Origin of the sequence: Paraburkholderia lacunae, assembly GCF_003353175.1 — a bacterium.
Taxonomy (GTDB): domain Bacteria; phylum Pseudomonadota; class Gammaproteobacteria; order Burkholderiales; family Burkholderiaceae; genus Paraburkholderia; species Paraburkholderia lacunae.
Map to the genome: position 1 here is coordinate 1 of NZ_QHKS01000030.1, position 15,145 is coordinate 15,145.

A 15,145-nucleotide genomic window follows, 5' to 3' on the forward strand; every position below is an offset into this window, starting at 1 on the left:
GCTGATGCGCGAAGCAGGCCTGCGCACGAGCTGGAAGCGCAAGTTCGTCTCGACGACCGACAGCAGGCATACGCTACCCGTGGCAGAGAACGTGCTTGACCGGCAGTTTGACGTGGCCGAGCCCAATCGCGCGTGGGTTTCGGACATCACGTATATCCGCACGGCGCAGGGCTGGCTGTATCTGGCGGTCGTACTGGACCTGTACTCACGCAAGGTGGTCGGCTGGTCGATGGCGCCCATCATGCCGGCCGGACTGGTCATGTCGGCACTGGCCATGGCGCTACAGCAGCGCCGGCCCGCGCCCGGACTGGTCCTGCATTCGGACCGGGGCAGCCAGTATGCGAGCGATGAATACCAGGCCTTGCTCCGGCATCATCACGTGGTTTGCAGCATGAGCCGCAAGGGAAATTGTTGGGACAATTCGGTGATGGAGCGGTTCTTCCTGANATGCAGACACGCGGGGGAGATGAAACAGGAGAGACGGCCCATACGGCGGACAGCACAAAGCTAGCCGCAAATGACGTCACAAAAATGAAGTAGGAAGAACGGGCGAACGCCCTCTCCGTCAGGCCGGCTCAAGAAAAACGCGGCGGCTATGGCGGCTAAAGTCGATGCGTCGAAGACGCTGGGTAGCAGTATAAATTCTGAATGGCGGGCGCGGCAAGCACGCGCACTTCACCCCGCAATGCTATGCTACTTGCACCGCGACAGCAGGGGGATAAGCATGGACATCGGGTGGCCGGTATTGGGCGTCACATTTATGATGACAGGAATTTACTGGTCCATGAACCGAGGCCTTCGCAAAGAGCGAGAACGGCGCATTGCCGGCATGCAGCGTCCCGTCACGGCACATACCCCTGGGCTGCATTGCCCGCACTGCGGCCACAAAATCGATGATGCAGATTTCAAGCATCAGCCCACGCCATTCGTACCGCCGCCGCGGCGAGATTCGCCCTATTTCCGGCATGATCGCAACGCGGAGTGAGTACTCCGTAGATGTAGCTATCGCAGCGGGTACCCGCGAGACGCCGAACGACTTTTTGAGAGACGTCTCCGGTATGTGAGCGCGGCTTGACCCCTTGCTCTGTAGCGATTCGCCGGAAATGCTTGTGATCCGCACTCTGGCCCAAGAGTCTGGAAGCGGTTCCCACAGTCTTCTACTCCCAAGAATGCTCGCACGCGCGAGTTTGCTCTCTCCACTCCGACTCCGGAACCTGCGTCATTACACATCGCGCCTTACTGAATGAGAGCGGCGGGTTATCTCCTTCTGCAAACGACTTTTAGCGGCCACAGCGATATTCCACGCTACCCTCTAGCGCCCGCTCCATTCCTATGATTTAATAACTTTTAAAGGTATTGCCGTGCGACATGCACCGTTCGCTCACGTCACGAGCATCGACAATCACACCCTCTGTTTCAGGGGGTTTGGGGGGGATTTCCCCTGATTTTTGCAATACGCTTGTCAGCCCGTGCTGGCATACTCATTTCTGCGATCGTAGGTCGAAGTGCGAAAACCGAGCCAGCCCGGAACCGCTTGACGCATCATGGCTACATTTGAGGCGTCGACAAAGGAGCGTTCCGCGAGATGCTCGGAAACATTCATTGCTTGACTCAAGGTTCCAGGCGAACCTTGCCCAAAAGAGAAGGTTCGCGGCTTCACCGACAGTCAATGTTAGCTGTTCGTAATCCTTCGCTTCGATACCGACTATAGCCACGCTGTTGAACTAGCTTTTCTCAACGCGATTCAGCTTTAAGATCAGCAAGTCATCTGACTTGAGTGCGCGGCATCAATACACGGCCGACTCTCTAAAACTATTCAAGTTAAATTCCCTTGACCACCTCCCATACGCCGCGCACAACGCTGCCTATGGCTCCAGCCTAGTTACCGCGCTAAGCACGGCGGCCAATGCGAAACTCTGATGCAGAGTCATGCATTCACCACATATGGCCTACCTCGCGCCAGCTCATGCTGCGTGAAGAATAGTCAACCGACCTCCTGTCCGTTAGTAGCTAAAGCTAACGGAACCCGCGAGCGTCTCAAACGCCGACTTCGGCACTCAAAAAGCTCAAAAGGCAGGTGTCTTACGGCACCTGGAAGCAACGCGCTTTCGCGACTGTCGGTCGCTCCGCGTCGATAGCGTCCTTTTCGGGCATCCATCCCCTCACGACTTGCAAACCGAAGGGCTCCATCCGTAACGGATCCTCAAGCTCAACGCCTCACCCGCCCTTCCACCTCCTATTACGAACACCTCCAACGCACGCGCCCGGTTCCTTCACGACCCCAGTCCGTCGGCACGTTATTGATGACATCGCATGACGATGAAGATAAGTCACGAACTGATCGTGACCGGGGCCCGTTCGCGCATCCCGCACACGCGAACGTAAGTTTTCTTGCGGACCTACAAGGAGGCTAAGGCGATGGGCATGATGTCACAAGCAATACACAGTGCAGCAGTCAGCAGCAAAAAGGCAGGCGGAAGCTATGGGACGCAGCAGAACAGACGTTTTGATACGACCGGTCTTCTGCGCTTCGCGAGGCAAGTCGGGGAACTACACGCCTCAATCGGCCAACTGCCAGCATGGGTAATTCATGCCTACGCCCAGTACTGCATGGCGCAGAGAAAGGCTGCCGGCACCCTGGCAAACATATTTTCGGCAATCCGGGTTACGTCCGGGACCGCGGGACGCAATATCGACGAAACGTGCGGCAACAGGAGACTCCGTTTGACGCGAAGGGTGCGCAAAGGCACAAAGCGCGCTCAAACCGCCAGCGAAATTCAAGAACTGCTAGCCACAGCGAGGCGCACAGACATTGGACTGATGCATTTAATCTCGCTTGCGCTGCACCTTGGCCTACGACGTAAAGAGGCATTGATGTGCTCACGCGATCTGCAAATGTGGCTTGACGCACTCACGCGTGGCGAGAGCAGCATTCCGCTCATGAGAGGCGCGAAAAACGCGAGACCCAGAGACGTGCGGATAATCCATAGCAAACGCGAGGATACGATCGAGTCAATCAGGTCAGCCTTGGCCTACTGCCACGAGCGCAATTTCGAGCTGATCACTGGTAGCGGAAGAACACTGAAATCAGCGATGAACCGACTAAAAGCGCTACTTCGTCGCGCAGGAATGGTCGGCCAGGTAAGTTTCCATTCTCTCCGCTATACGTATGCGCTAACGGCCGCGTCCGAAATGCTGGACTCCGGCATTGCACCGTACGAGGTACTGGTCCAACTCAGCGAATCGATGGGCCACGGGCCTACTCGCGCCCAGATGATTCTTGAACACTATTGTCAGCCTATCAAAGCCAGGTTCGAAGGCCAGATTTCCCTTCGCCAGGACGAAGCTCACAGGCGCAGCCCTCCGAATAAGCTCCCTCGCGCTACTGCACGCCACGAGGCCAAGCTTCGACACAGCGCCCTTAGCGGCTATCCCGTTGGCCGAACCGATTCCGGTGTGCACCGCATGACTCACGTCTGACGAGCTGACACCAACGGTTCGAAATCTAGATAGCGCATCCAACCAAGGCCAGGGAGTTTTGATATGACGGAATCCTCACTGAAAAATCAGGCAATGCGCTGCATCGACAAAATTGGAAGCAACAGCACCATGAGCACTATCATGCTAGACGCATGGCTGTCGCTCGAGCGGTTTCTCGTCCAGTACGGGAAACTCCCCCCTCGACTCGAAGACCTAGACGCAGCGGCATTGGCCAGCTTCGTGGAGCGGCAATCGTCGGAATGTGTGAACGTCGAACTATTGTTGATGAACCTCGTTGGGATCAGGATGATTCTGCTGGAATCAGGTTGCACCATGGAACAGCTCGCGCCATTGAGTGTGCGCGTAAAGCGACAACGACTCGCCAACGATAAGAACGGCAATTACCGCTTCGTGAAGATACTCGCCGCTGCGGCGCGATGACTCGTGGGAACCCGCCATCTATCACCTCGATCAATCGTTAAAGTGTCGCAAAGGGGGCCGCAGGCCTTCTTGCGGCCGCATATTGGCGAGTTCGACGCCAAATTAACGTCTGGAAACAAGGACCAAGCATGTCGACTCAACGTTTCACCGGGCAGCGCGCGGATATTTCCGGAGATCCACGACACGCAGGAACCCAAACGACTACCACCACCAACCGGTTTTCAATAAGGTCCGGTCAACGTAATCCAATGGCTCTACGAGCTTTCGCGAGTCCACTTATGTGCATCCCGCGCGGATGTATGACCTCGCCCCGCAGTCCCCGTTGGGACGTGACACTTCGGTCCGGCAGCACCCTTGTCGGACGCCACCCATCTGGTACAACGGGAGCAATTCGCGCCGGGCCGAGCACGGCCGGCGATGATGCTCCCCGAAGCCGATGTGGAGCATCATCCTCGCATCGAGACCGCAACCTCACGTGTGGAAAACACTGCAACAGCATCGCGCAGGATATCCGCTTGCGCCTCCAGCGACTTGGCCGCCGCCGCCGCTTCTTCGACGAGAGCGGCATTGTGCTGGGTTACCTGGTCGATCTGGCTAATGGCTTTGTTGACCTGCTCGATGCCGTCGCTTTGCTCCGCTGCGGCCGCCTCAATATCCGCCATGATGCCGGCTACCCGCTGGACCGATTGCAACGCCTCCTCCATCGTTTTGCCGGCGTCGGCAACCAGCGCCGCTCCTTCCTCGACTTTCGCCGCCGATTCGCCAATCAGGCCCTTGATCTCCTTGGCTGCCGTGCCCGAACGCTGTGCAAGACTGCGCACCTCCGACGCCACCACCGCAAAGCCACGCCCCTGTTCGCCAGCGCGCGCCGCTTCGACCGCCGCATTCAACGCCAAAATGTTCGTCTGGAATGCAATCCCCTCGATCATGCCAATGATCTCAGCCACCTTGCGCGACGACTCGGTAATTCCGGCCATGGTATCGGTAACACGCGACACCACCGTGCCGCCACGCGTTACTGTATCCAGCGCGCCTTCGGCAAGACGGTTCGCCTGCTTCGCGTTGTCAGCGTTCTGCTTCACTGTCGCCGACAGTTGCTCGATGCTCGCCGCGGTCTGCTGAAGAGCGGCCGCCTGCTGCTCCGTACGCGAGGAAAGATCCGCATTGCCCGCGGCGATCTCGTTCGCACCCTGCGTGATCGCGCTGGTGCTGCCGCGCACCTTCGCGACGGTGTCGACGAGGCCATCGCGCATCCTCGTCAACGCGCCAAGCAGTTGGCCCATTTCGTTACGAGATTTGCTCGCGATTGTGGCGGTCAGATCGCCCGCCGCAATCCGTTCGAAGTGCTTGACAGTCGCGTTCACCGGCTTGATCAGCGCCGCCGACAAACCGATCCGCGCCGCCACGCCGATCACGATCGCAATCGCGCCAATCGCCGCGAACAGCAGCGTCGCGAGACGGAAACGCTGCGCGCCGGTTTCGGCCTGCTGGTGCTGGTTGTCGACTTGCACGTGCTCGAGCGCGTCGATGGCCTTCGAATAGGCCGCGTAAAAGCTGTTCGCCGTATCGCCCTGAATATTGCGGAAGGTGTTGAAGTCGAAGTCGTTGAGCGCCTTGAATTCCGGCTCGATGGCCTTGTCGACGAGTGCCGTTCGCGCCTGCTCGACAGCCTGCGCGAGCTTCTGCTCTTGTTCGTTGGCGAACGGACCCGCCATGTAATTGCGGAATTCCTTGTTCGACTCGACCAACACCTTGTGCGCGGCCGGCAACAGATCGTCGGTCTGCTTGCCGACGCTGAAGAGCGTCTGATACGTGCCGACTGCGAGCTGCACCTGCAGCAGCTTCTCGGAGCTCGCCTTCAGATGCGATAGCGCGGCCGCGCTGCGCTGGGTTTCGTCGAGGCTGCTATTCGCGAGCTTGAGCGCGCCGTAGCCGACACCGATCACGGTCAGCAGGAAAGCGACGAACACGCTGATCACTAGCGTCAGCCCGCCACGAATGGTGATGTTGTTGAGCATTGGGTCTCCGGAACGTCGGGTCGGTCGGCGGCGAAATCGGGAAAACGCCGGCGCGGTGTTGTTTGATGCGCCAATTACACTTCGCCGCATCCAGGTTAACGGCCTTCGCGAAACCCGGTTAAATAGGTGGAATCCATGACAGGCGGGGCTTTGCTGGGCGCTTTGGACTCACTATCTGGGATAATTCGGATGATCCATGCGACTGCTGCTTTTTCGGGCGCAGCGCATTTCATTTGTATAATTCGGCTTCTTCGCTCAGGCCCACTTTCATGCTTAGTTTTGCGCTCGGCTTTCTCGTTTCACTGCTGATCACGCTGTTGATCGTGCGCTATGCGCATCTGCATGAAAAATTCTCCACCGACACCGATCTGGCCGGCGTGCAGAAATTCCACGTGCGCCCCGTGCCGCGCATCGGCGGGACCGGGATTCTGATCGGGCTGATCGTTTCGGCGGTGCAGCTGCATCACACGTATCCGGCCGTTTCGGGCGGCATTCTGGGGCTGATTGCGTGCGGCATGCCGGCGTTCGGCTCGGGCCTGGTCGAGGATCTGACCAAGCGCGTGTCGCCGCTCGCGCGGCTCGTCTGCACGATGGCGGCCGCCGCCCTCGCCTACTTCCTGCTGAATATCGCCGTCACGCGCATCAGCGTGCCGCCGCTCGACTTTCTGCTGTCGTACGCGGTGATCTCCTGCGCGGTCACCGTGCTGGCCGTCGCGGCGCTCGCCAATGCGATCAATATCATCGACGGCTTCAACGGCCTCGCTTCGATGGTCGCGTTCATGATGTTCGCGTCGCTCGCTTATGTGGCGTTCCAGGTGTCCGATCCGATCGTGCTGTCGGCATCGTTCATGATGATGGGCGCGGTGCTCGGCTTCTTTATCTGGAATTTTCCGGCCGGGCTGATCTTTCTCGGCGACGGCGGTGCGTATTTCATCGGCTTCATGCTCGCCGAACTGTCGATCATGCTGGTGATGCGCAATCGCGACGTGTCCGCGTGGTATCCGGTGCTGCTCTTCATGTACCCGATCTTCGAGACCTGCTTCTCGATCTACCGGAAGAAGTTCATTCGCGGGATGTCGCCGGGGATTCCCGACGGTGTGCATCTGCACATGCTCGTTTATAAGCGGCTGATGCGCTGGGCGGTGGGTGTGAAGACTGCGCGGGAATTGACGCGGCGCAATTCGCTGACTTCACCGTATCTCTGGCTGCTATGCCTGATCGCCGTCGTGCCGGCGACCTTGTTCTGGCGGCACACGCTGCATCTGTTCTGCTTTGTGGTGGTGTTCGCGGCGACTTATGTCTGGCTGTATATGAGCATCGTGCGGTTCAAGTCGCCGCGGTGGTTGGTGGTGAGGAAGGGTCGGCGGTAATAGAAAAAGGCGCTCAGAAGCGCCTTTTTCCTTGTTGCCCCGATAGCGGCCACAGCGGCCATCGCACTTTCTAGGAAGCCCGCGTGGCCGCGGTAACACTGCGCAACGCCGGAGCGCTGGCCGGTTGATATTCCGGCACCCAGCGGCGCAGATCGCGGCGCACTTCGTCGTCGCTCGGCACGCGGTGCTGCATCAGCCAGGGCAGCAGATTGTCGATGAGGCTGTCGGGCACTTCACGCGCCCGCGCGATGCGCAGCTTCGGATGCGGCGTGCGCGTGGTGGTTTCGTCGTCGGCGAGAAGCTCTTCGTACAGTTTCTCGCCCGGGCGCAGACCGGTGAACACAACGCGGATCTGCTCCTCGGTGAAGCCGTATAGGCGAATCAGGTCGTGCGCGAGGTCGGCGATCCGCACCGGCTTGCCCATGTCGAGGATGAAGATTTCGCCGCCATGTCCCATGCTCGACGCCTGCAACACCAGCTGCGACGCTTCCGGAATCGTCATGAAAAAGCGGGTGATTTCCGGATGCGTGACCGTCACCGGGCCACCACGCGCAATCTGCTCCTGGAACTTCGGAATCACGCTGCCGGCGCTGCCGAGCACATTGCCGAACCGCACCGTTTCGAACTGCGTACGCTTCGTGCCCTGCTGCTGCAACGCCGAACAGGCCATCTCCGCCAGGCGCTTGCTCGCGCCCATCACGTTGGTCGGATTGACGGCCTTGTCGGTGGAAATCAACACGAAGCGGGCGACGTCGTGACGGATCGCAGCACGCGCGACGCGATACGTGCCGAGCACGTTGTTGCGCACCGCCTGCCACGTATTGACCTCTTCCATCAGCGGCACGTGCTTGTACGCCGCCGCATGAAAGACGATGTGCGGGCAGTACCGCGCCATCACCTGGTCGAGCAGCAAGGAATCCTTCACGTCGCCGATGATCGGCACTACCGATACCTCGGGATACTTGTCGCGTAGCTCTTCGTTGAGCCGGTAGATCGAAAATTCGGAAATATCGAACGCCACCAGTTGCACCGGCCCGTAGCGCAGGATCTGCCTGCACAGTTCGGAGCCGATCGAACCGCCCGCGCCGGTCACCATCACGACGCGGTTCTTGAGCAGCGCTTCGACGTGCTGCGTATCGATCGTCACCGGATCGCGGCCCAGCAGGTCTTCCAGATCGATCTGGCGGACCCGCGACAGGAACGCCTGGCCCTGCGTGAGCGGCGTGAGCGCCGGCAGCGTCATGGCGCGCACGCCAGCGCGCACGCACAGCGTTGCAATCCGCCGATGCACTTCCACCGAAGCCGACGGTACGGCAATGATCACGTGCTCGACCTTCATTTCGGCGGTGATCTTGTGCAGATCGCTGATGGTGCCGAGTACGCGATAGCCGTAGATTTCGCGGCCCTGTTTGACCGGATCGTCGTCGAGCAGACCCGCGAGCCGCCATTCGCCGGAGCGCTTCAGCTCACGCACGAGGTTCGCGCCCGCATTGCCTGCGCCGAGCACCAGCACGGGCTTGCCCTGCCCGACCAGCCCGCCGTAGCGGTAAAACTCCTTGGCCGCGCGGTACAGCGCGCGCGAACCGCCCATGGCAAGGAACAGCAGCATCGGCGAAACGATCAGGACGGAGCGCGGCACCACTGGGCTCGGCTGCACAAGCGCCGAACCGATGACGACGACCAGCGCCCCGACGCCGATCGCCTTCGCGATCCGCACGAGGTCGGGCAGGCTGGCGAAGACCCACATGCCGCGATACAGCCCGTAGCCGCGGAACATGACGGCGTAGATCACCAGTACCCAGACCAGCGCATGCAGCCCGCCCCACCAGAACGGGTCGGGCACCGGACCGTTGAAACGGATCACGTACGCCATCATCCAGGCCAGAGCCACCGCGCACAAATCAAACGCAAACGCACTGAACGAAAGCCATCGGGCTTTGAATCTTTTCATTGCGCAGAACCTCAGGATTGCCCGGAACGGGACAAGTGACGCCGCCAATACCGATCAATGCAAACACCGGCAAGCACAAGCACAGCAGCCCAGACAACGACAACCAGCCATTGATACACCACGGCAAGACCCATCGCCCACAAAGCAAGCATTATGCCCGCCGCCATGAAGAAATACCAAACTCGCGCCGTCGACGCATGGCCGAACCCGGCCTGCACCAGTCTTTGATAGTAGTGTTCGCGGTGCGCTTGCCAAAATTTTTCGCCACGGGCCAAACGTTTGAGCAAAGTTACCGATGCATCGCCGATAAAAGGAGCAAAACTTACCGCCGGAAACCAGATTGGCCATACGCCTTCGCGCCAGCCCCAATAACCAAGGGCACCCGCGAGGAATCCGAGCGGGATCGAACCGGCGTCGCCGAGAAAAATTCGCGCGGGATGGAAGTTGAACAGAAGAAAACCCGCCGCTGCCCCCGCCACGGCCGCGCAGGCGAGCGCGAGCGCGGGGTCCGGATGCGAAGCGATCGACGCGGCGATCGCGTAGCCGCCGAAGCCGAACAGCGCCATGCCGCCGGCAAGGCCGTCGGAGCCGTCCATAAAGTTGTACAAATTGACCAGCCAGACGAGTAAGAACGCCAGCGCGGCAAGCGCCCACCAGGGCACGTCGGCCGGGTAGACGGCGACCAGCGCCGCCACCGCCAGGGCGTGGCCGCCGAATCGCACTCGCGCGGGCAAACCGCGGCGGTCGTCGATCTGCGACAAGGTGGCCAGCAGCGCTGCCGCGAGAGCCGGCAGCCACAGCGCGGGCACCGCGAGCCAGATCAGGATCACGACCACCGGCACGATGCCCCAGCCGCCGACGCGCGGTGTCGGGCGCGTATGCAGCGAGCGATCGTTGGGGATGTCGGTGGCGAGGCGCCAGGCGAGGCCGCTCCTGAGCAAAGCCCACAGAATCGCGGCGCATGCGCACAGCGCAACCAGTCCAAAAAGGAACAGATGCACGGCTGGATCGGCAAGGAGTGAAGCGATCGGCATGTCGAATAGGTCAGTGGGTAGAGCGATACCAGGCCGCTGTCTCCAGCAGGCCATGTTCAACGGTATGGGGCGGATACCAGCCGAGACATTCGCAAATATGGGAACTGTCCAGCCGCAATTCGCCGACCAGCCGGTCGATCTGGGCCGAGCGGCCCGTCAGGCGGCCAGCGAGACGCAGCAGGCCGACAGGAACCGGGACAAGGCGTGCCGGCGCGTGCAGTTGCGTGGCGAGCGCCCGCGCCAGTTCGGCGACGCTCAGATCGCGACCGTCGGTGACGTGGAAGGTCTGGCCGGCGGCGCGGGGGTCGATTGTGCAGTGCACTAGCGCGTCCGCGAGGTTGTCGACAAATACAAGGCTGCGCCGCGCCCCGATCGCGCCGAGCGGCAGCGGGATGCCATTCGCGATCGCGCGCATAAGTTGCAGAAAGTTGGCCCTCACACCGGGCCCGTAGACGAGCGGTGGCCGGACGATCACGATTTCGAGGCCCGACTTATGGCCGTACTCGACCAATGCGCGCTCGGCTTCGAGTTTGGAGATGCCGTAGGGGTCGTCCGGGGTGGGGGTGTCGTCTTCCCCAATAGGACAGCCCGAACTGCTCTCCGCAACCGCTTTGATGCTGCTGACAAAAACGAAGCGGCGCGCCCCAGCGCGGCGCGCGGCCGCGGCTACGCGCAAGGTGCCCGTGACGTTGGTGGAGCGGTACGCGGCAAGCGGATCGGCCGTCGTTTCCCGCATCATGTGCACGCGGGCAGCGAGATGGATGACGGCATCGCAGTGCAGCGACACGGGCCACCGTTCGTCGATGCCCTCGAAGTCGTTGGCGGCGAAGACCCATTCGCGGACTCCGTCCGCGGTCGTTTGCGGCCGACGCACCAGACCCGTGACACGGTCGCCGCGCTGCAGCAATGCGCGCGAAACCGCCTTGCCGACGAAACCGTTGGCGCCGGTAATCAACACGTGCTGAGTCATCGACCGGCCTCGCATGAGCGGATGCTGGCCGGACGGTACATCATCCCATTTGCAAGGCGGGACGCACGCTTGCGGTCTGGAGCGGGCTTGCCCGGCCCACTACGAGCCGCAACCACCGTCGTCGCGCCGATGCGCGGCGATTGATGGCGCGATCGTGCTGCAGTGAGGCTTGCGCCGCCTACGCCTCGATACGGCGGGACAGGCTGATGAGACACGATACAATCTGGCATCGGCGATGCTTATAAGGGAATTCGTTTGGAAGGCGTATTGTAAGCGGGCAGCTTCCGCTTCAGTCCGCTCCTGATAAGCGTTAGGCGCTAAAATATGCGCGCAGCTAACAGACTGAAAGCACGGCGGATGTCTCGGGTCGTGATGATAAAACGGACAAGCCACCCAGAAGCCCGGTCCGAACACTTCTTAACATCTCAAACATATTCGCGCATGTGGAATTCGCGGTTTCGATCCGACGTGCTCGACAGCACAATCAGTTTCGCCCCCGAGCGACGCGGGTACGCAACGGCCCACGCTCCGGCGAGCCAACACTTGGTTACCACTGTTACCGCTGAGCATTGCGTTGCGCCGAAACGCGCACGTTGCGCAACGTGCCGGCCGGATCGCAGTCACGCATTTCACGGATCGCCTTTGCGAGCCGCATGATCGCGGACGCGTCATGCCGCCCGCGCGCCGGCATTAAGTGTTGATCTGAATAAACGTTTGAGCAGATAGAGCCCCACCCATGAAAGTGTTGTTCGCCACTTACCCAATGGCCTTCCATACGCCCGGAGGCGGAGAAATACAGCTGCTTGCGTATCACAAGCATCTTCCCGCTCACGGCGTGGACGTCACGCTGTTCGATCCATGGAACCCACGGTTCCTCGAACATGACGTGGTCCACTTCTTCTCGTGCGTCGGTGGCTCGGTCCACTTCTGCAACTTTGTTAAACAGCTGGGCTTGCCGTTGGTGGTTTCGTCCAGCCTTTGGGTGACGGAGGAGACCAAGCATCTTTATCCGATCGGCGAGATTCATCATCAGTTTTCGCTGGCGGATCGGGTGGTGGCGAACTCGGATATTGAGTGTGAGACGCTTGCACGGGTATTCGATTTACCGCGCGAAAAATTTGTGACCGTGTTGAACGGTGTCGAAAACACGTTCTACGAAAAGGTCTCTCCGGATTTGTTCCGCTCCCACTTCGATCTGCATGAGAAGTTTGTTCTCAACGTCGGCAATATCGAGCCGCGCAAGAATCAGCTGCAACTAGTCAGGGCAATGAAGTCGATGCCGGAATTGAAGCTCGTACTGATCGGCCATGAACGCGATACAGCTTATGCACGCGCCTGCCGCGATGAAGGGGGCGACCAAGTCATCTATCTCGGCCCCCTGCCACACGACTCTGAGCTACTGCGCTCCGCGTATGCCGCCTGCGACGTATTCTGCCTGCCAAGCACACTAGAAACACCCGGCCTCGCCGCTTTGGAAGCCTACGCGGCAGGATGCAGGGCTGCGATTACTGAAGTGGGTTCGACAAAGGAATATTTCGGAACCCGTGTCGAATATCTCGACCCCGCGGATACCGACAGCATTGCCCGCGCCATTCGCGATGCGGCAAAAGCGGACGTGAAGCCCCAGACCGACAGCGCCCGACAGCAACTGAATTGGCAGAACGTGGTTCAGCCCCTGCAATCCATCTACAGCTCCCTGACGACAAAATGAAATTCGATTTACAACCATTGAGCAATGTCGAGGCCTCCTCCGATCAGGCCTTCGATTGGAAAGCGACAAACGGCGATCCTCAGTTCTCCATCTCCAACTGGGAGATCTTGCGCGGGCGCGCGTTACGAATCTCCTTCCGTCTCGCAACGAGCAACTCACGTCGATCCGTTTGTATCTTCTACATGGACACCGGTACCGGCATGTCGGAGCAAAATGCGCTGCGACTGTCAGTCGACGCCGATGGAAATGTGGATCAGGAAATTGCATTTCCTGAGACTTTGCGCGCCCTGCGGTTCGACCCGCTTGCGCATCCGGGGCTGTTTTCCCTTGTCGACTTCAACATTGAGATCCTCGCCCGTTCGAACGAACAGATCAAGCGCCTGCTCGATTCGTATCATATTGTGCCCACTCATACCGGCGCGCTCGATCAGCTAGGCAACCCGGTTACCGAACTAACATACGAAAACTGGATCAAGATCAACGAGACGCCGCGGCAAAGATACAACGTGCTCCGTGAGCGCGCTGCGTCATGGGATCACAAACCGCTTATCAGCGTCGTGATGCCGACCTATCAGACTCCTGAGAAATGGCTCAGAAAGGCAATCGATTCTGTCCTCGATCAAGTCTACGAAAATTGGGAATTCTGTATCGCAGACGATTGCTCCGCGTCGCCGCACGTGAAGGCTATCCTTGACGAATACGCAGCAAAAGATCGGCGCTTCAAGGTAACGTACCGCACCGAAAATGGCCACATCAGCGCTGCGAGCAACACGGCGCTCGATATGGCAACCGGTGAGTTCGTCGCACTGCTCGACCACGACGACGAACTGCACCCACTGGCGCTCTTTTATGTAGCCGAAGCGATTCGTGCGTTCCCGAACGCCGCATTGATTTACAGCGACGAAGACAAGATCTCAGTCGAAGGCGTTCGGTCGGAGCCGTACTTCAAGTGCGACTTCAACTATGACTTGTTCCTGAACCAAAATATGATTTGTCATTTGGGCGCATACAAGACTTCATCGTTGAAGGCAATCGGTGGGTTCAGACTCGGTTTCGAGGGCGCGCAAGACTACGATCTCGCATTGCGTGTGCTGGACCAGGCCGGTGCGGAGAACATCTATCACATCCCGCGGGTGCTGTATCACTGGCGCGTCATTCCGGAAAGCACCGCGTCCACTCACGAAGCCAAGCCCTATGCCGTGTCTGCTGCTGCACGCGCACTTGCAGAGCACCTCGAACGCAACAAGGTTCCCGGCAAGGTGGAACCGGCTCCCGATGCGCCTGCGTTCAACAAGATCAGCTACATCATTCCTGATCCACATCCTCGCGTCGAAATTATTATTCCGACGCGAGATGCTGCGGGCCTGGTCCGTCAATGCGTGGACTCAATCCGTGAAAAGACGGTATACGACAATTACCTGATTACTATTATCGACAACGGGTCGACAGAACAGGAAACGTTCGACCTGTTTGAATCCTTCAAGGATGATGATCGCATCCGCGTCGCCAGGGACGATTCACCCTTCAACTACTCCGCGCTGAACAACCGCGTCGGGCTGGCGAGTGAAGCGGACTTTGTTTGCCTGATGAATAACGACATCGAAGTCATCACGCCGACCTGGCTGTATGAAATGATGTCGATCGCCATTCAACCTGGTGTTGGTGCAGTCGGATCCAAGCTTCTCTATCCGAACGACACGCTTCAGCATGGCGGTGTAATCGTCGGCCTTGGAGGCGTTGCCGGGCACTCGCACAAGCACTCGGACCGCAAGGCGCCGGGATATTTCTTCCGCACGCTACTGCGTAGCCGGATGAGCGCAGTCACCGCTGCGTGCCTTGTTATTCGCACGTCCATCTTCAGAGAAGTTGGCGGCCTCGACGAGAAGCTGCAAGTCGCGTTTAACGACGTTGATTTCTGCTTGCGCGTACAAAAAGCCGGCCACCGGAACGTTTGGACGCCCTACGCTGAGCTCTATCACCACGAGTCAGCATCGCGCGGCTATGAGGACACGCCCGAAAAGATCGCTCGTTTTGACGCAGAGGTTGCATTTGTGAAGCAGCGCTGGGGCGAAACATTGCTCAACGACCCTTGCTACTCGCCAAACCTTAGCCTGGATACTGAAGACTTCTCTATGGCTTGGCATTCACGCGTCCCGGACTTCCTCTAACA

At 59.5% G+C, this 15,145-nt stretch carries 9 protein-coding genes and 1 pseudogene; 6 read left to right on the forward strand and 4 right to left on the reverse strand.

Features of this window, described 5'->3' with window-relative positions:
* The 3 genes and pseudogenes from DLM46_RS31845 to DLM46_RS31855 all read left to right on the forward strand — a co-directional run.
* A pseudogene (locus DLM46_RS31845) lies at positions 1 to 445 on the forward strand (IS3 family transposase); the annotation flags it as partial.
* A 2,165-nt stretch (positions 446 to 2,610) separates the two neighbouring features.
* Positions 2,611 to 3,480, forward strand: coding sequence for an integrase domain-containing protein (locus DLM46_RS31850; RefSeq protein ID WP_244306444.1), 870 nt, complete (start codon positions 2,611 to 2,613; stop codon positions 3,478 to 3,480).
* Between the two features lie 63 nt (positions 3,481 to 3,543).
* Positions 3,544 to 3,921 carry a hypothetical protein gene (locus DLM46_RS31855; protein ID WP_115107524.1) on the forward strand — a complete coding sequence of 126 codons (378 nt, stop codon included), beginning with the start codon at positions 3,544 to 3,546 and terminating at the stop codon, positions 3,919 to 3,921.
* A gap of 446 nt (positions 3,922 to 4,367) precedes the next feature.
* Here the strand turns inward: DLM46_RS31855 and DLM46_RS31860 are convergent, their stop codons facing one another.
* Positions 4,368 to 5,939: a methyl-accepting chemotaxis protein gene (locus DLM46_RS31860; RefSeq protein WP_115107527.1), complete on the reverse strand. Its 1,572-nt coding sequence runs from the start codon at positions 5,937 to 5,939 to the stop codon at positions 4,368 to 4,370.
* 269 nt (positions 5,940 to 6,208) lie between these two features.
* Between DLM46_RS31860 and DLM46_RS31865 the strand changes: the two genes are divergently transcribed.
* Positions 6,209 to 7,309 carry an MraY family glycosyltransferase gene (locus tag DLM46_RS31865; RefSeq protein ID WP_115107529.1) on the forward strand — a complete coding sequence of 367 codons (1,101 nt, stop codon included), beginning with the start codon at positions 6,209 to 6,211 and terminating at the stop codon, positions 7,307 to 7,309.
* A 70-nt stretch (positions 7,310 to 7,379) separates the two neighbouring features.
* Here the strand turns inward: DLM46_RS31865 and DLM46_RS31870 are convergent, their stop codons facing one another.
* Genes DLM46_RS31870 through DLM46_RS31880 form a run of 3 tightly spaced genes read right to left on the reverse strand, consistent with a single transcriptional unit; the run spans position 7,380 to position 11,264 of the window.
* Complete coding sequence (locus DLM46_RS31870) at positions 7,380 to 9,260, reverse strand: polysaccharide biosynthesis protein (protein WP_115107531.1); 1,881 nt, start codon at positions 9,258 to 9,260, stop codon at positions 7,380 to 7,382.
* An 11-nt stretch (positions 9,261 to 9,271) separates the two neighbouring features.
* Positions 9,272 to 10,294, reverse strand: a complete 1,023-nt coding sequence (locus tag DLM46_RS31875) for an MraY family glycosyltransferase (RefSeq protein WP_115107534.1) — start codon at positions 10,292 to 10,294, stop codon at positions 9,272 to 9,274.
* Positions 10,295 to 10,304: 10 nt separating this feature from the next.
* Complete coding sequence (locus tag DLM46_RS31880; protein WP_115107536.1) at positions 10,305 to 11,264, reverse strand: UDP-glucose 4-epimerase family protein; 960 nt, start codon at positions 11,262 to 11,264, stop codon at positions 10,305 to 10,307.
* Positions 11,265 to 12,000: 736 nt separating this feature from the next.
* On the opposite strand from DLM46_RS31880, the gene DLM46_RS31885 reads away from it, so the two are divergent.
* Entirely contained in the window at positions 12,001 to 12,975 is a 975-nt protein-coding gene (locus DLM46_RS31885; RefSeq protein WP_115107538.1) for a glycosyltransferase family 4 protein, read from the forward strand.
* A complete protein-coding gene (locus tag DLM46_RS31890; protein WP_115107541.1) occupies positions 12,972 to 15,143 on the forward strand; it encodes a glycosyltransferase family 2 protein in 2,172 nt (723 codons plus the stop codon). The genes DLM46_RS31885 and DLM46_RS31890 overlap by 4 nt, the downstream gene beginning before the upstream one ends.
* The last annotated feature ends 2 nt before the right edge of the window (positions 15,144 to 15,145 follow it).